This window comes from Streptosporangium longisporum (genome assembly GCF_039534895.1).
Classification (GTDB): Bacteria; Actinomycetota; Actinomycetes; order Streptosporangiales; family Streptosporangiaceae; genus Streptosporangium; species Streptosporangium longisporum.
This window is the reverse complement of record NZ_BAAAWD010000015.1, coordinates 68402-84315: the sequence shown is the minus strand read 5'-3', so window position 1 is coordinate 84315 and position 15914 is coordinate 68402. Positions and strand designations below refer to the sequence as shown.

General features: G+C 73.7%; 9 protein-coding genes and 3 tRNA genes. 4 read left to right on the top strand and 8 right to left on the bottom strand.

The genetic code is table 11. From position 1 onward, the window contains the following. Nucleotides 1–6 precede the first annotated feature (6 nt). The 8 genes from ABD832_RS26805 to ABD832_RS26770 form a co-directional block, all read right to left on the bottom strand. Entirely contained in the window at nucleotides 7–4047 is a 4041-nt protein-coding gene (locus ABD832_RS26805) for a Pls/PosA family non-ribosomal peptide synthetase (protein WP_344900217.1), read from the bottom strand. A 176-nt stretch (nucleotides 4048–4223) separates the two neighbouring features. Next, nucleotides 4224–5600: an alkyl sulfatase dimerization domain-containing protein gene (locus tag ABD832_RS26800; protein ID WP_344900215.1), complete on the bottom strand. Its 1377-nt coding sequence runs from the start codon at nucleotides 5598–5600 to the stop codon at nucleotides 4224–4226. 181 nt (nucleotides 5601–5781) lie between these two features. Further along, nucleotides 5782–7359, bottom strand: a complete 1578-nt coding sequence (locus tag ABD832_RS26795; protein ID WP_344900213.1) for a S1 family peptidase — start codon at nucleotides 7357–7359, stop codon at nucleotides 5782–5784. Between the two features lie 56 nt (nucleotides 7360–7415). After that, complete coding sequence (locus ABD832_RS26790; protein WP_344900211.1) at nucleotides 7416–8960, bottom strand: S1 family peptidase; 1545 nt, start codon at nucleotides 8958–8960, stop codon at nucleotides 7416–7418. 358 nt (nucleotides 8961–9318) lie between these two features. Continuing rightward, nucleotides 9319–9393, bottom strand: a tRNA-Val gene (locus tag ABD832_RS26785). A gap of 16 nt (nucleotides 9394–9409) precedes the next feature. After that, nucleotides 9410–9480 (bottom strand) — tRNA-Cys (locus ABD832_RS26780). 25 nt (nucleotides 9481–9505) lie between these two features. Next, nucleotides 9506–9577: transfer RNA gene (locus ABD832_RS26775), tRNA-Gly, on the bottom strand. Between the two features lie 161 nt (nucleotides 9578–9738). After that, nucleotides 9739–10401 (bottom strand): ACT domain-containing protein, encoded by a 663-nt coding sequence (locus ABD832_RS26770; protein ID WP_344900209.1) that lies wholly within the window; start codon nucleotides 10399–10401, stop codon nucleotides 9739–9741. A gap of 91 nt (nucleotides 10402–10492) precedes the next feature. On the opposite strand from ABD832_RS26770, the gene dusB reads away from it, so the two are divergent. The 4 genes from dusB (at nucleotide 10493) to ABD832_RS26750 (ending at nucleotide 15836) form a co-directional block, all read left to right on the top strand. Next, entirely contained in the window at nucleotides 10493–11614 is a 1122-nt protein-coding gene (gene dusB, locus ABD832_RS26765) for a tRNA dihydrouridine synthase DusB (protein ID WP_344900207.1), read from the top strand. Between the two features lie 264 nt (nucleotides 11615–11878). Then, on the top strand, nucleotides 11879–13801 hold the full coding sequence (locus tag ABD832_RS26760) for a TRAP transporter permease (RefSeq protein ID WP_344900205.1): 1923 nt from the start codon (nucleotides 11879–11881) through the stop codon (nucleotides 13799–13801). Next, nucleotides 13798–14790, top strand: a complete 993-nt coding sequence (locus ABD832_RS26755; RefSeq protein WP_344900204.1) for a TAXI family TRAP transporter solute-binding subunit — start codon at nucleotides 13798–13800, stop codon at nucleotides 14788–14790. The genes ABD832_RS26760 and ABD832_RS26755 overlap by 4 nt, the downstream gene beginning before the upstream one ends. An 83-nt stretch (nucleotides 14791–14873) precedes the next feature. Next, a complete protein-coding gene (locus tag ABD832_RS26750) occupies nucleotides 14874–15836 on the top strand; it encodes a helix-turn-helix transcriptional regulator (protein ID WP_344900203.1) in 963 nt (320 codons plus the stop codon). The last annotated feature ends 78 nt before the right edge of the window (nucleotides 15837–15914 follow it).

Genomic DNA, 15914 nt, shown 5'->3' with positions numbered 1-15914 from the left:
GTCGCGCTATCTCCGCCGGGTCCAGGCCGCGATCGGGTTGCCGAACCAGCGGGTTCCGGCGGGCACGGACTCGCCGCGCATCACCAGCGAGGCGGGCCCGACCGTGGTGTTCTCCCCGATCGTCGCCGCGGGCAGGATCACCCCGTGAGGTCCGAGGGTCGATCCGGCTCGCATGACGACACTATCGATGCTCATCACACGGTCGTGGAACAGGTGGGTCTGCAGCACGCATCCCCGGTTCACCGACACCCCGTCCCCTAGCTCGACCAGGTCCGCCTCGGGCAGCCAGTAGGTCTCGCACCACACGCCCCGGCCCACCCGGGCCCCCAGCGAGCGCAGCCACAGGTTCAGCGGGGCCGTCCCCAGCCAGCTCTGGGCGAACCAGGGCGCGGCCAGCACCTCCACGAACGTGTCGGCCAGCTCGTTGCGCCACACGAACGAGCTCCACAGCGGCCGGTCGCCCACCGAGATCCGCCCCAGCAGCGCCCACTTGACCGCGGAGGCGAGCGCGGCGGCGACCACCCCGCCGCCCAGCACCCCGGCCCCGGACAGGACCGCCGCCACCGCGAAGCCGTACGTTGCGGCCAGCCACTCCAGCCACGCGGCGACGAGCACCGTCAGGGCCACCGCGCACATCACCGGCACGACGCGGCACACCTCGACCGCGGCGCGGGCGACCCGCAGGCGCACCGGGGGCTCGTAGGTACGGCTCCGGTCGCCCTCCTCGGCCGCCCGGCGCAGCTCCACCGGAGGCATGCCCAGGTACGACGAGCCCGCCCTGGCCTTCTTGGGCGTCGCGGACAGCACCGCGACCAGCCCGTCCTTGGGCACCTTGCGCCCGGGGGCGGTCATCCCCGAGTTGCCGAGGAAGGCGCGCTTGCCGATCCGCACGTGGTCGACGCGCAGCCTGCCGCCCTCCAGCTCGTACGGGGCCACCATGGTGTCGTCGGCGAGGAAGGCGCCGTCGCCGACGGAGGTCATCGACGGCAGCGCCAGCACGGTCGACAGCTCCACGTCCCGGCCGACCTTCATGCCCAGGACGCGCAGCCAGGCGGGAGTGAGCGTACTGGCGTACAGCGGGAACAGCCAGACCCGCGCCATCGACATCAGCAGGCCGGTCGCCCACGCCTGCCAGGCCGGGCGGCTGTGCACCGGATGCTGCCCGGCGTGCAGCCCGATCGAGAGCAGCCGTACCGAGACCACGATCAGCAGGGCCAGGGCCGTCGCCGAGACCACCGTGGCCACCGGGACCGCGTACAGGACGGAGGCGAGCGAGGGGGCGCCGTCGCGCAGCAGCACGGCCAGGCCCGGCACGGCGGCGATCACCGGGTACAGGGAGAGCACCGCGGCGGACAGTCCGTAGACGGCCGCCCAGAGCCGCGAGCGCGGCGGACGCGCGGCGGCCGGCGGGCGGGCCTTGCCGACCCGTCCGGCGGGCACGCCCGCCCAGCGCTCCCCGGCCGGCACCGACCGCGCGACCGCCGAACCCGGCGCGACCTGCGCGTTCTTGCCGATCTTCGCGCCGGGGAACAGGGTGGCGCGGGCACCGACAGTGGCCGAGGCGCCGATCTTGATCTCACCGATGTGCACCCGGTCGCCGTCGATCCAGTAACCGCTCAGGTCGGCCTCGGGTTCCACCGCCGCGCCCCTGCCCAGCTTGAGCATGCCGGTGATCGGCGGCATCGTGTGCAGGTCGGCGTCCTCGCCGATCTGGGCGCCGAGCGCCCGCGCGTAGTGGGTGAGCCAGGGTGCGCAGGCCACCTCGCCCACGCCCAGCCGCTCGGAGAGCCGCTCGGCGAACCAGAGCCGCAGGTGCACGCCGCCGCCCCGGGGATGGGTGCCCGGCTCCAGGCCGCGCAGCAGCAGCCGGGCGCCGCCCGCGGCCAGCGCGATCCGCCCGGCCGGGCTGACGAACAGCAGCGCTCCCGCGAGCACCCACCACCAGGAGACGGCGGGCGCCCAGGGAAGGCTCACCACGTTGTTCAGCGCGGCCAGCGCCACCACCCAGCGCAGCGCGCCCACCGTGAGCAGCGGCAGGGTGAGCACCGCCTGGACGATCGCGGCGCGGCGCGGCACCGGCGCGACCGTCCGGCCGGTGGTCACGATCTCCGGCGCGTCCAGCGCCGACAGGTGGGCGTCCAGCGACGGGAGCGTCGGATTGTCGTAGACGTCGCCGACGGTGACCGCGGGGTAGCGCTCCCGCAGCGCCGCGACCAGCCGGGCCGCGGCCAGGCTGGTGCCGCCCTCGGCGAAGAAGTCGCCCTCGGCGCCGCCGAGGACGTCCGTCCAGCGGCCGGCCACCCACGTGTCGACGCCCGGCATCGCGGCGGCCACGGAGCCGCCGGAGCCGTCGGCCCCGCCGAGGCCCCCGGGCGGCGGCCAGGGCAGGGCGTCCCTGTCGATCTTCCCGGAGGTACGGGTCGGCAGGTCGTCCACGACGACGATCCTGGGGACCAGCGCGGCGGGCAGGATCCGCCGGAGGTGTTCCGCGGCCTCCGTCCGGTCGAAGGCCCGGCCCGGGGAACGGCCGGGGGCACGGTCGGAGGCGGGGCCGGAGTCCCGGTCGGAGGTCGGGCCGGAGGCCGGGCCGGACGTCCGGCCGGGGCCCTCGGCGGGGACGACGTAACCGACGAGCACCTGGTGCCCGCCGGCGGTGGTCTTGACCGCCGCCGCGGCCCCCGCGGCCCCGGGCAGCGCCCGCAGGGCCGCGTCGACCTCGCCCAGCTCGATCCTGCGCCCGCCGAGCTTGATCTGCTCGTCCGCCCGCCCGACGAAGACCAGCCCTTCCGGCTCGGCCCGTACGAGATCGCCGCTGCGGTAGGCGCGCTCCCAGCCCAGCGCGTCCAGCGGGGCGTACTTCTCGGCGTCCTTGACCGAGTCGAGGTACCTGGCGAGCCCGACCCCGCCGATGACCAGCTCACCGGTCCCGCCCATGGCCACCGGCTCGCCGTCCCCGCCGACCACGGCCAGGTCCCAGCCCGCCAGCGGCAGCCCGATCCGCACCGGGCCCTCCCCGGTCAGGGGCGCCGCGCAGGCCACCACCGTGGCCTCGGTCGGGCCGTAGGTGTTCCACACCTCGCGTCCGGGCACGGCCAGCCGCTCGGCCAGCTCCGGCGGGCACGCCTCACCGCCGAAGATCAGCAGTCGTACGTCGTCGAGCGTCTCGACCGGCCAGAGCGCCGCCAGGGTCGGCACCGTCGACACGACCGTGATGCCCATCTCCATCAGCCACGGCCCCAGGTCCATGCCGGTGCGCACCAGCGCCCGTGGGGCCGCCACCAGGCAGCCGCCGTGCCGCCAGGCCAGCCACATCTCCTCGCAGGAGGCGTCGAACGCCACCGAGAGTCCGGCCAGCACCCGGTCACCGGGGCCGATGGGCTCCGAAACCAGAAACAGCTCCGCCTCGGCGTCCACGAACGCCGCCGCGTTGCGGTGGGTCACCGCCACGCCCTTGGGCCGGCCGGTGGACCCGGAGGTGAAGATGATCCACGCGTCGTCCTCGGGGGTGGGGCGTCCGTCGCGGTGGTCCTCGGGGCCGGGGTACGCCGGGGACGGGACAGGGGCGTCCGCGGGGGCGGGCCGCTCGCCGGGGGCGTCCGTTCCGGAGAGGCCGGAGGGGGAGGGGCCCGGTGCGGGGTGGGGGAGGATCCTGCCGTCCTCACCGACGACCGCGCGGACCCGCGCCTCGCCGAAGACCAGCTCGGCCCGCTCGTCGGGGTCGTCGGCGTCGACCGGCACGTAGGCCGCTCCCGCGGTGAGCACCGCGACGATCGCGACGTACAGGCCGACGGTGCCCGAGGGGATCCGCACCCCGACCCGGTCGCCGCGCCCGATCCCGGCGGCCCGCAGCCGCTGGGCCATCCGCCCGGCCTCGGCCCGCAGGCCGGTGTAGTCCAGGCGGGTCCGCCCGTCGTCGAGGGCGGTCGCGTGGGGGTGACGCCGGGTCGTCTCGTCGAGGACGTCCAGCAACGTCCTGGCCCGTGGCGCGTCGGCCCCCCGGAAGAGCGCTCGCGGTGGCGCGGCGATGTCGGCCGGTGACGAACCCACGGTCTTCCCCCAGGTGGCTACGGCCCCCGATGGGCCCGGAACAGCCTACGTGTCCGGGAGGATGGCATCGCCGACGTATCGGTGTACAAAGAGTGAACGACTCCTTTCCCCTCATTGTCTCCCCAGGTCGGAGTGCAGGGGACAGTGGCACCTTTTCCGGCATTTTTCCGGTGTTTTCAGGAAAAAGACGCGGGACCGGGCCGATCCGGAGCGTCACCTCCGGCCGGGGTCTGTCCGGGGCCCGTGGTGTCGTCCGTGCTCGAGGTGCCCGCGATGCTCACGGTGCCCGGGGCGTCGTCCCCGGCCCGGCCGCCTTCGGTGATCCTCCTGGACTCCTCGGCCGCCGAGGTGAACACCCCCCTGGCCATCAGCGACGCCTCGGACCTCGCCCTGGCGGCGAACACCTCGGCCCGGATCCCGTGCAGCGCCGTGTCGTCCGGCGCGGCCTGGACGGCCATCTCCGCCAGGTGCCCCGCCAGCCGCTCCCGCCCCGAGGCCAGCGCCCGCAGCGCCGCGTCGCCCAGCAGCCCGGCGCCCCCCGCCAGCTCCGCCACGGCCGCGGCCAGCTCGGCGTCGGGCGCCGGCTTCAGGCGGGCGGGGTTGCCGTCGTACCAGCCGCCGTACAGCCGCCAGATGTTGCGCACCACGAACTCCGGCTCGTCGTAGTGCGGGCGCAGGTAGGGCCGCTCGGCCAGGTGCGCGGGCGGCCGTACGGCACGCACGATGTCGTCGAGCCTGGCTCCCTCGTTGAGCATGCCCAGGGTGCGCTCGACCATGAACTCCAGCCACTCGGCCGTCTCGGTCAGCGCCTGCTCGACCCGGTCGGCACCGAAGATCGGGGCGCCGTGGCTGGGCAGCATGATCTCCGGCCGCAGTGCGGCCATCCTGCGCAGGGCGACCGCCCACTCGCGCGGGTAGCGCTGCGCCTTCTGCGGGTTGCCGCAGTTGGGGGTCACCCAGATGAACAGGTCGCCCGGGAGCAGGATGCGCCGCGAGGGGATCCAGCCGACGCTCGCGTCGTCGGTCTCGCCCTTGGCGTGGAAGAGCTCGATGTGGTCGAGGGACATCTCCTCGCGGTAGGTGACGTCGGGGTGGCGGAACTCGGTGGGCCAGGTCAGGTCGGGCAGTTGGAACTGCCGCCGGTTGATCACGGCGTTGTAGCCGCCGGTCAGCGCGTACCGCTCGAACCGGGCGGCGATCGCCTCGTGCCCGATCACCGCGGGCCTGGGCCACCCCTGCTCGTCGGCCTCCGCGTCGAACGGGCCGACGCCCGAGACGTGGTCGATGTGCCCGTGGGAGTAGATCGCGGCGGTCACCGGCTCGGCGGTCCAGGCCCGCAGGTCGGCGTGCAGCCTGTCCTTGCCGAAGGGGCTGCCGGTGTCGAACAGGGTCACCTCCCCGTCCTGGCGCAGCGCGATCGTGTTGCCGAAGCCGTTGCGGAATCCGACGCCGTCGGCGACCTCCGCGAAGCCCTGCCCGGCCGGACCGGCCTGCACGATGCTGTCGGGGACCTCGCCCCGCCACACGGTGTCGGCGTACTCGGTGATGTCCATGGCGCACCGGCCTCTCCCCGGCCGCCTCCGCGGCGCTGAGGCCGATGACGCGGCCGTTCTCGGAACTCCGACGACCAGGGCATCGTAATCGATCTCCGTACGTCCCGGGAACAGCGTCCCGGGAAGTCTGTCGGCACCCTCCCGGAGGGCGTCGCGGGGGCGCGTCCCGGCCCTCCGAAGGTCACGGAGCCCAGAATCCCAGGGTGTAGGCGCCGGAGCCAGCCGTGGCGGTCACCCGGTAGCGGTAGCGGCCGGCCGTGCCGGTGTAGGTGATCCTCTCGTCGGGGGCCGGGCCGTCGGCGGTGGCGACGGTCGACCAGGAGGCGCCGTTCCACCTCTGCAGGTACAGGTCGAAGTCGCCGCCCTCCGGGCCTTTCAGGCAGGCGGAGCGGGTCCCCGCGGCGCTGCGACGGTAGCGGGACCCCCTCGGCAGGTAGGCCGACCGGCCGGTCGCCAGGGTGCCGGTGAAGGCGTTCGGGAAACCGGCGCAGGTGTCCGGGGCCGGCGGGGGACCGGGGGCGGCGGTCACCAGCGTCAGGCCGTAGGCCGTCAGGATCTCGCCCACCGGCTGGAAGTAGGTGATGCCGCCGACGCTGCAGCCGCCGGAGCCTCCGGAGGTGACGCCCTGGGCCTGGTCGGCGGAGATGAACGCCCCGCCCGAGTCGCCGGGGTCGGCGCAGACGTCGGTGCGGGTCAGCCCGAACACGGCGCCCTGGGAGTAGGTGACGCTGGTGTCGCGCTGCTGGACGACACCGCAGTGGAAGTCGCTGGAGGAACCCGACCGGCAGACCGAGGCACCCTCGATGGCGACCCGCGCGCCGGTGACGGACACGACGCCGCCACCGCCGTCGTCCACCGCCGGGGTGGGCGTCCAGTTCTCGTTCACGGTGATCCAGGCGTAGTCGTCGACCGGGAAACTCGATCCCTGGAACACGCCCTGGGGTGCCCGGTTGAAGCCGTTGGTGAGACGGCCCTGCTGGCCGCAGTGACCGGCGCTGACGAAACCGCGCTCGGCCGGGTCGGTGGCGTCGATCGCGGCGAAGCCCACGGAGCAGCGGCTCGTGACGCCGATGTAGTAGGGATCCCCGCCCTTGAGGTCGTACAGGGGACGGGGCCGTTCCGAGGAGGCGACCACCACCACCTTCTCCGTGTCCATGCCCGCGGCCTTGGCGAGGTTCGCGGTCGCGACGGGTGTCGCGGACAGGACGACGATCCTGTTGCCCTTCACGTCGACGTAGCGCACGCTGCCCCCGTGCCCGTGGGACGCCATGGCCGCGTCGAGTCTCCTCTTCAGCATGGTGAGCTCGTACAGCGACGCGCCGACGACCTCGGCGCGAGCGCCCGTGGCGACGACGGCGGGGATGTCGGCGGCGCTGGTGGTGGCGACGACCAGGGAGCCGGCCGTCTTCCCGGTGAACCAGGAGCCGCCGAAGCGGGCACCCAGTCTTCTGCGCAGTTTCGCCTCGACCGGTGCCAGGCGGGCCTCGTTGAGCAGCCGGGCCTGGACCTGCTCCCGGGTGAGACCGAGGTCGCGCTGGAGTGCCTGCAGCATGCCCTCCGACGGTGCCCCGGTGACCGGAGGGCCGGCCGCCCCGGCCGCCCCGGCCGGGGCGGCCGGGATCCGTGCCGTCGCGGCCTGCGCCACCGGGGGACGGGCGGCCACCGGGACGGCCGTGCAGGCGAGCACGGTGACCGCCAGGAGACATCCTGCGGTGATGACATGCCGGTGGGAGATGGAGAACCTCCCGGGGGCCCTCACGGCGTGTTCCGTCCCAGCTCTGTCTCCCGCGATCCGGAGGCGGGGAGGGGAGGAGGTCATGGCGCCCGGAATCCCAGGGTGTAGGCGCCGGAGCCGCCCGTGGCGGTCACCCGGTAGCGGTAGCGGCCGGCCGTGCCGGTGTAGGTGAGCCGCGCGTCCGGGCCCGCACCCTCGGAGGCGGCGACGGTCGACCAGGAGGTGCCGTCGTGCTTCTCCAGGTACAGGTCGAAGTCACTGCCGTCGGGGCCGTTCAGGCAGCCGGAGTGGACCCCCGGGACGAGGACGTTCCTCGGGTGGTAGGCCGACCGCCCGGCTTCCAGGACGCCCGTGAGGGTGCCGGGGTAGCCGGTGCAGATCCCCGCGTCCTGGGGCGCGTCGCCCGCGCCGGTCTTCAGGACGAGACCGTAGGCGGTGAGGATCTCACCGATCGGCTGGAAGTAGGTGACGCCGCCCAGGGCGCAGTCGCCCGAGCCGCCGGAGGCGATGCCCTGGGCCTGGTCGAGGGAGATGAGGGAGCCTCCGGAGTCGCCGGGTTCGGCGCAGACGCTGGTGCGCGTCAGCCCGAAGACGGTGCCCTGGGGGTAGGTGACGCTGGCGTCGCGCTGCTGGATGAGACCGCAGTGGAAGTCGGTGGTGGAGCCGGATCGGCAGATCGAGGCGCCCTCGACGGCGGCCATGGCGCCGGTGACGACCACGGTGCTGCCCTCACCGTTGTTCACCGTCGGCGTGGCCCTCCACCTGTCGTTGACCGCCACCCAGGAGTGGTCGCTGCCGGGGAAGACCGATCCCTCGAAGACACCCTGCTCGACGCGGTTGAAACCGGTCGTGGTGCTGCCCTTCCTGCCGCAGTGACCCGCGGTGACGAAACCCTCCCGGGTCCCCTTGAGGACGGAGAAGCCGATCGAGCAGCGGCTGGTGACGCCGGTGTAGTAGGCGGTGCCGCCCACCAGGTCGTACAGGGGCCGGGGCACCTCGGTGGAGGGCAGCACGACCACCGAGGAGCGGTCCACGTCGGCCTTCCTGATGAAGTTCTGCGCCCGGCCGGGCTCGGGGGTCAGGACGACCACCTTGTTGGTCTTGATGTCGACGTAGCGCACGCTCGACACGAAGGGGTGCGGAGGCAGCGCGGTGTCGAGCCTCTGCTTGATGCTCGTGAGTTCGGCCAGCGAGGTGGAGACGACCTCGGCCTGGGCGCCGGCCTCGACGATCTGGGGGATGTCGGAGACCGACGTGGTGGCGACCATCAGCGTGTGCGCGGTCTTCGGCCGGAGCCAGGCGCCGCCGAAGCGGGGGCCGAGGCTTCTGCTCAGCCGCGCCGCGATCGGCATCAGGCGCGCCTCGTTGAGCAGGCGGGCCCTGGCCTGCGTCGGGGACAGGGCCAGATCGCGCACGATGGCCTCCACCATGCCCGGCGGCGGTTTGAAGGCCGAGCCGGCCGAGGGCGCCGGGGTGCCCGGGACCGTCACCGCCTCTGCCTTCGCCTTCGCCTTCGCCTTCGCGGGGGCGTTCCTACGGGGATCGGCGCCGGCCGGGACGGCGCCGAGCGTGAGCACGGTGACCAGCAGAACGCATCCGGTGGTGACGGCATGTCCGCGAGACATGAATGTTCTCTCCTCGCCCTCGGCTTTCACGGTGTGAGGGGAGGTCGCCCCGCGTCGCCGGTGGACGACGGGGCACAGCCACCTTAAATCAGCCGACGCCGCTCATCGGCGTGCACGCCGCACGCCACGCGGGCCGAATCGTCCGGCGTGCGCCGACGGCTTCACCGGACCGTCCACCAGGTGGAGCCGGATCGTGAACGGTGATCCTGGAGGGCGGGCGGCACTCGTCCTGACATGATCCCGTACGGGGTCAGGGGCGGCGCGATTCCGGGAGGATGGCGCCGATCGCCCGGGGCGAAAGAGAAGGCCGCCAGGCCCTGGGGTGGGACCGTGGCGGCCGTCGGGGTGCTACGGGTGGTGGTGGACGATACAGGGATTGAACCTGTGACCTCTTCCGTGTCAGGGAAGCGCTCTCCCGCTGAGCTAATCGTCCGCATGGGAAAGACCAGAGGTGGAGACGGGATTTGAACCCGTGTAGACGGCTTTGCAGGCCGTTGCCTCGCCTCTCGGCCACTCCACCGGAGTGAGAGCCCTAGGACCCTTCGAGCGGAAGACGGGATTCGAACCCGCGACCCTCACCTTGGCAAGGTGATGCTCTACCACTGAGCCACTTCCGCGTGCTTTCCTCCGGGTTTCGTACCCGGTGGCGACGAGAGAACTCTAGCGGGTTTTCCCGACGGTTGCGTAACCGTCCGTTCAACCGGCCGACGTCGCCCACCGGCCCGGCCGCGCGTCCGGACCGGCCGGCAGGGTCGGCACGGCCGTCGCGCCGGCCGGTTCACTCGGCCGGCTCCGGCGGGCGGCGCAGCTGGCGGGCGACGCCCCGCTCCACCGCGGGCAGGGTGAGGAAGATCTCCAGGATGCGGGTGAGGCGGTGCACCTCCATGCGGTGGAAGGCCGGGCCGTCGGCGCGGGCCAGCAGGAGGGTCAGCGCCAGCGGCGGCAGCGGGGCGGCGATCACGTGCAGCCCCGGGCCGAGGGTCAGGGCCGTCGGGCGGGCCGGGGTGTCGTCGGGGAAGGGCACCTGCTCGGGGGCGCGCCAGCTGGAGTGCACGATCGCGCGGGGGACGCGCTCGGTGCCCGCCGCGGCCCAGTCGGCGCTGAACAGCACGGGCATGGAGTCCAGCAGGGTGGCCAGGGCCCGGTCGCCCGCCGTGGTGATGTACTTGAGGATCTCCAGCTCGGGGTAGGTGCCCGGCGCCTCGCGGGTGCCCCACACGCCCTCGATCGTCACCCCCGGCACGCTCTCCAGCCCGTCGATCAGGGTCTGCCGGGGCGCGGAGTCGGGCCAGTAGACGGTGATGTCGTCCAGCGCCCGGCCCTCGCCGCGGTCCAGGACGACCACCTGGGTGATGTCCGCGCCCGCGACGCCGAGGACCCGGGTGACCTTCCCCAGGGAACCCGGCTGGTCGGGCAGCGCGATCCGCAGTCGCAGGAGCATCCGGGGCCTCCCATGCCACGTCTGACTGAACCAGGGACACCATATCCAGCGAGGATTCGTCCCGCTCGTCGCGGTGCGGTAGAAAAGCCAGGTGGAGTCCTTGAAGCTGGGATCGCTGGAGGTGTGGCCGCCGGTCGTTCTCGCGCCCATGGCCGGGATCACCAACACCGCGTTCCGCGGGCTCTGCCGCGAGCAGGGCGGCGGGCTCTTCGTCTGCGAGATGATCACGACGCGGGCGCTGGTGGAACGCAACGCCAAGACCTTCAAGATGATCAGGTTCGAGCCGGACGAGAGCCCCCGCAGCCTCCAGCTCTACGGGGTGGATCCGGTGACCGTGGGCAGGGCCGTCCGCATGATCGCCGAGGAGGACCTGGCCGACCACGTCGACCTCAACTTCGGCTGCCCGGTGCCCAAGGTCACCCGCAAGGGCGGCGGCTCCGCCCTGCCGTACAAGCGGAACCTGTTCCGGGCGATCCTGCGCGAGGCCGTGCGCAACGCCGGGACGCTGCCGGTGACCGTGAAGATGCGCAAGGGCATCGACGACGACCACCTGACCTACCTGGACGCCGGGCGGATCGCGGTGCAGGAGGGCGTCTCGGCGATCGCGCTGCACGGCAGGACCGCGATCCAGCACTACGGAGGGACGGCCGACTGGGAGGCGATCGCGCGCCTGAAGGAGAGCGTCCCGGAGATCCCGGTGCTCGGCAACGGCGACATCTGGAGCGCCGCCGACGCGCGCCGCATGATGGACGAGACCGGCTGCGACGGCGTCGTGGTGGGACGGGGCTGCCTGGGCCGCCCCTGGCTGTTCGCGGACCTGGCGGCCATGTGCGAGGGGGTCGAGAGCACCCGCCGTCCCCGGCTGGGCGAGGTCGCCGCGACCATGGACCGGCACGCCACGCTGCTGGCCGAGTGCTTCGAGAGCGAGCCGCACGCCGTGGCCGACTTCCGCAAGCACGTCGGCTGGTACCTCAAGGGCTTCACCGTGGGCTCCGACCTCCGGCGCCGGCTGGCCACCTCCGAGACCCTGGCCGGCCTGCGCGAGGGCCTGGCCGAGCTGGAGGCCGGCCAGCCCTGGCCCGAGGGCGCCGACCTGCCGCGCGGCAAGACCAACCCGCGTGACCGCGTCCAGCTCCCGGCCGGCTGGCTCGACGACCCCTACGACCTCGCGGTCCCCTCCGCCGACGCCGAGAACGACACCTCGGGCGGCTGACCCGGCCCGGCCGTCCTGCCCGTCCTGCCCGGCCGCGCCGTGCCGCCCGGATGTCCCGCTCCACAGGAGGCCCAGCCGTGCCGTGCCGGATGTCCTGCTGCACAGGCCCGACCGTGCCGTGCCGACCCGGACGTGCCGGATCGGCCGGTGCGGGACGGTGCGTGCCGCAGGTGTGACGGGAATGTGACCGCGCTCTGACGGACGGGCGTCAACGATCTCTGTACTCTGCGGTCAGAGGTCGCGGCTCACACGTGGGGACGGCGGTTGACGAGCACCACTTCAGCGGACGAGTTGATCGCGGAGTTCGACGCGGAACGGCCCGCCCGGCGCCTTTCCGGCCGGTTGGGGCAGGCCGTCACGCTGGTGGCCCTCGGCCTGTCGCTGTACGTCCTCTACCGCGCCTTCCGCGCCGGGGCCGTGCTGCCGTACCGGATGGTCTTCCTCGCGGTCGTGCTGCCCCTCACCTTCGTCTGCTACAAGCCGGGGCGGCGCGGCACCGACCGGCCGGGGGCCGTCGACTGGGGGCTCGCCGCGCTGGCCCTGGCCGCCTGCCTCTACCCGCTGGCGGTCTTCGACGACTTCATCCGGCGCGCCTTCGAGCCGACCGCCCTCGACGTGACGGCCGGGGCGGTCATCGTGCTGCTGGTGCTGGAGGGCTGCCGCCGCACCGTCGGGTGGATCCTGCCCGCGGTCTGCGTGGCCTTCGCCGCGTACGCCTACTACGGCGGTTACCTGCCCTTCGACTGGGTCGTCGGGCACCGCGGCTACGACCTCGACCGGATCGTGGTCTCGTTCGTGATGGGCACCGACGGCGTGTACGGCGTGCCGCTGGACGTGGCGGCCACGTACATCATCCTGTTCACCGTCTACGGCGCGGTGCTCGACCACTCCGGGGCGGGACGGTTCTTCGTGGACGTCTCCATGGCCGCGTTCCGCCGCTCGCGGTCCGCGCCGGGCCGTACCGTCACCCTGGCCGGGTTCCTGCTCGGCACGGTCAGCGGCTCGGGCGTGGCGACGACGGTGAGCGTGGGCAGCGTCGCCTGGCCGATCCTGCGCCGGGCGGGCTACCCGCCCGAGCAGGGCGGGGGAGTGCTCGCGGCGGCGGGCATCGGGGCCATCCTGTCGCCCCCCACGCTGGGCGCCGCGGCGTTCATCATCGCCGAGTACATGCGGGTGAGCTACCTCACCGTGCTGCTGTACGCCACCGTCCCGACGGTCCTGTACTACCTGGGGATCTTCCTGGCCATCGAGATCGACGCCCGCCGGTACGGCACCCGGGCGGTCGAGGTGGACGCGCCGCGCCTGTGGCCGCTGGTGAGGCGGTTCGGCTACCACTTCAGCTCGCTGTTCGTGATCGTCGCCCTGATGGCACTGGGCCAGTCGCCGTTCCGCGCCGTGGTGTACGCCACCCTGCTGGCCTTCGCGCTCTCCTTCCTCGACCGCGAGCACGCCCTGACCCCCCGCAGGGCGGCGCGGGCCCTGGCCGCCGGGACGACCGGGGTGCTGCCGGTCGCGGTGACCTGCGCGGCGGCCGGTCTGATCGTCGCGGTCGTCACCCTCACCGGGCTGGGCCTCAAGGCGAGCTCGCTGATCGTCGGGGCCTCGGGCGGGAACCTCGTCGTCACCGCGCTGCTGTGCGCGGTCGCGGTGCTCGTGCTCGGCCTGGCCGTGCCGGTGACCGCGTCGTTCGTCATCGCGGCCGTCATCATCGGGCCCGCGCTGATCGACCTGGGCGTCAGCCAGGCCGAGGCGTACATGTTCATCTTCTACTACGCCGTGCTGTCGGAGGTCAGCCCGCCCACGGCGCTGTCGGCCTTCGCGGCCTCGGCCATCACCGGGGGCGACGCCTACCGGACCATGACGGCCACCTGGAAGTACACGCTGCCGGCGTTCCTGGTGCCGTTCGCCTTCGTGCTGACCCCGGGCGGGGCCGCCCTGCTGGCCCAGGGCACGCTCGGTGAGATCCTCGTGGCCACCGCGGTCTCGGCGCTGGCGGTCGCCGCGCTGGCCGCCGCCACCGGCGGGCGGCTGCTCGGCCCGGCCGGGCCCGCCGAGCGGGTGCTGTGCGCGGTGGCGGCGGTGCTGCTGCTGTTCCTGTCACCGCTGCCCGTGCTGGCCGGGGCCGGGCTGCTGGTCCTGGCCGTCCTCCTCCATCTGGTGACGCGACAACGAGAGGCGAAGCGATGACCGTCAAACGAGTGGCCGCCGTGCTGGCGGCGGGTGCGCTGGTGCTCGGCGGGTTCCTCACCGGCTGCGGTGGCGACCGGTCGGCCGAGCGGGCCGCGCCGGGCGGCGACGGCTCCGCCGCAGCGGGCAGGCGGCTGTCGATCGCCACCGGGAACACCACCGGAGTCTACTACGTCCTCGGCGGCGGGCTGGCCGACCAGATCGGCAAGCACCTGCCCGGCCACCAGGCCACCGCCGAGGCGACCGGCGCCTCGGTGGAGAACGTGCAGCGGGTCGTCAGGGGCGACTCCGACATCGCCTTCACCCTGGCCGACACCGCCGCCGACGCGGTCGCGGGCAAGGGGGCCTTCACCGCGCCCCAGCCGATCCGCGCGCTGGCCCGCCTCTACGACAACTCCACCCAGGTGGTCGCCACCACCGCCTCCGGCGTGAAATCGATCGCCGACCTCAAGGGCAAGCGGGTCTCCACCGGCTCGCCCAACTCCGGGACCGAGGTGATCGCGCTGCGCCTGCTGAAGGCGGCCGGGCTCGACCCGGAGGCGGACGTCACCCGCCAGTCGCTCGGCCTGCCCGAGAGCGTGCAGGCCCTCAAGGACGGCGACCTCGACGCGCTGGTCTGGTCGGGCGGCCTGCCGACGCCGGGCATCACCGACCTGCTGACCTCCCTCAAGGAGAAGGTCGCCTTCGTGCCGCTGGACGCGGTACTGCCCGCGATGCAGGCCGAGCACGGCCGGGTGTACGCCGCGGGCACGATCGCCAAGGACGTCTACGGCACCCCGGCCGACGTGCCCACCATCTCGGTGCCCAACCTGCTCGTGGTGAACGAGACGATGGATCCCGCCCTGGCCGAGAGCCTGACGAGACTGATCTTCGACCGCAAGGCCGACCTGGAGAAGGTACACCCGGCGGCCAAGGACATCACCCGCGACAACGCCCCCAAGGCCGACCCGGTGCCGCTGCACGACGGCGCGAAGAAGTACTACGGCTGATCCCCGCCCCTTCCGGCCGGGTCCGATCGCGCCGGGACCGATTCAGGTCGGTTCCCGGCCGCGATCGGTGGCATCGTGGGGACATGGCCGACACCACGGGACGGGTGCTGAAGCTGCTGTCGCTGCTGCAGGCGCACCGGGAGTGGCCGGGGCCCGAGCTCGCCGGCCGGCTGGGGGTCAGCGCGCGCACGCTCAGGCGTGACGTCGACCGTCTGCGCGAGCTGGGCTACCCGGTGAACGCGACCCCCGGGCCGGCCGGGGGGTACCGGCTGGAGGCGGGCACCGCGATGCCGCCGCTGCTCCTCGACGACGAGGAGGCCGTCGCCATCGCGGTGGGCCTGCGCACGGCGGCGAGCGGTACGGTGGCCGGGATCGAGGAGACCTCGGTCCGGGCCCTGGCCAAGCTGGAACAGGTCCTGCCCTCCCGGCTGCGCCTGCGCGTGCACACCCTGCAGTCGCAGACGCAGCCCGTGGCGCCGATCGGGGCCGCGCCCACCGTGGAGGCGGCCACCCTGACGCTGCTGGCCCAGAGCTGCCGGGACCGCGAGCGGATCCGCTTCGGCTACCGCCGCCGCGACGGGCTCCGGAGCGACCGCGTCGCCGACCCGTACCGGCTGGCCTCCACCGGGCGGCGCTGGTACCTGGTGGCCTGGGACGTCGGCAGGCAGGACTGGCGGACCTACCGGGTGGACCGGCTGACCGGCCCGCGGGGCACCGGTGTGCGCTTCCCGCCGCGCGAACCGCCCCCCGGCCACGTCGAGGAGTCGATCACGGCCCCGCTCAGCCGCCACCGGGCCGTGGTCGTCGTGCACGCGCCGTCGGCCGTGGTCGCCGAGCGCTTCTCGGGACCCGGCTGGGTGCTGGAGGAGCTGGACGAGCACAGCTGCCTGCTGCGCACCGGCGACGACTCGCTGGAGTGGCTGGCGCTCAGCATCGGCCTGCTCGGCCTGGACTTCACCGTGCGGGAGCCGCCCGAGCTGGTCGAGCACATCCGGACGCTGGCCGCCCGCCTGCGGGCCTCCACGGAGCCCGCGGCGGACCGGTGACGGCCGGTGGAGGTTCCGCGGGCCCGGCCAAGCCTCCCCGCGTGCGGGCACACGGGCGCCGAGGGACGTCGAGGAACG

Excerpts from the sequence above, each read along its gene's own strand:
- ABD832_RS26800 (WP_344900215.1), bottom strand. The coding sequence starts at position 5,600 with ATGGACATCACCGAGTACGCCGACACCGTGTGGCGGGGCGAGGTCCCC.
- ABD832_RS26790 (WP_344900211.1), bottom strand. The coding sequence starts at position 8,960 with ATGTCTCGCGGACATGCCGTCACCACCGGATGCGTTCTGCTGGTCACC.
- ABD832_RS26770 (WP_344900209.1), bottom strand. The coding sequence starts at position 10,401 with ATGCTCCTGCGACTGCGGATCGCGCTGCCCGACCAGCCGGGTTCCCTG.
- ABD832_RS26755 (WP_344900204.1), top strand. The coding sequence starts at position 13,798 with ATGACCGTCAAACGAGTGGCCGCCGTGCTGGCGGCGGGTGCGCTGGTG.
- ABD832_RS26750 (WP_344900203.1), top strand. The coding sequence starts at position 14,874 with ATGGCCGACACCACGGGACGGGTGCTGAAGCTGCTGTCGCTGCTGCAG.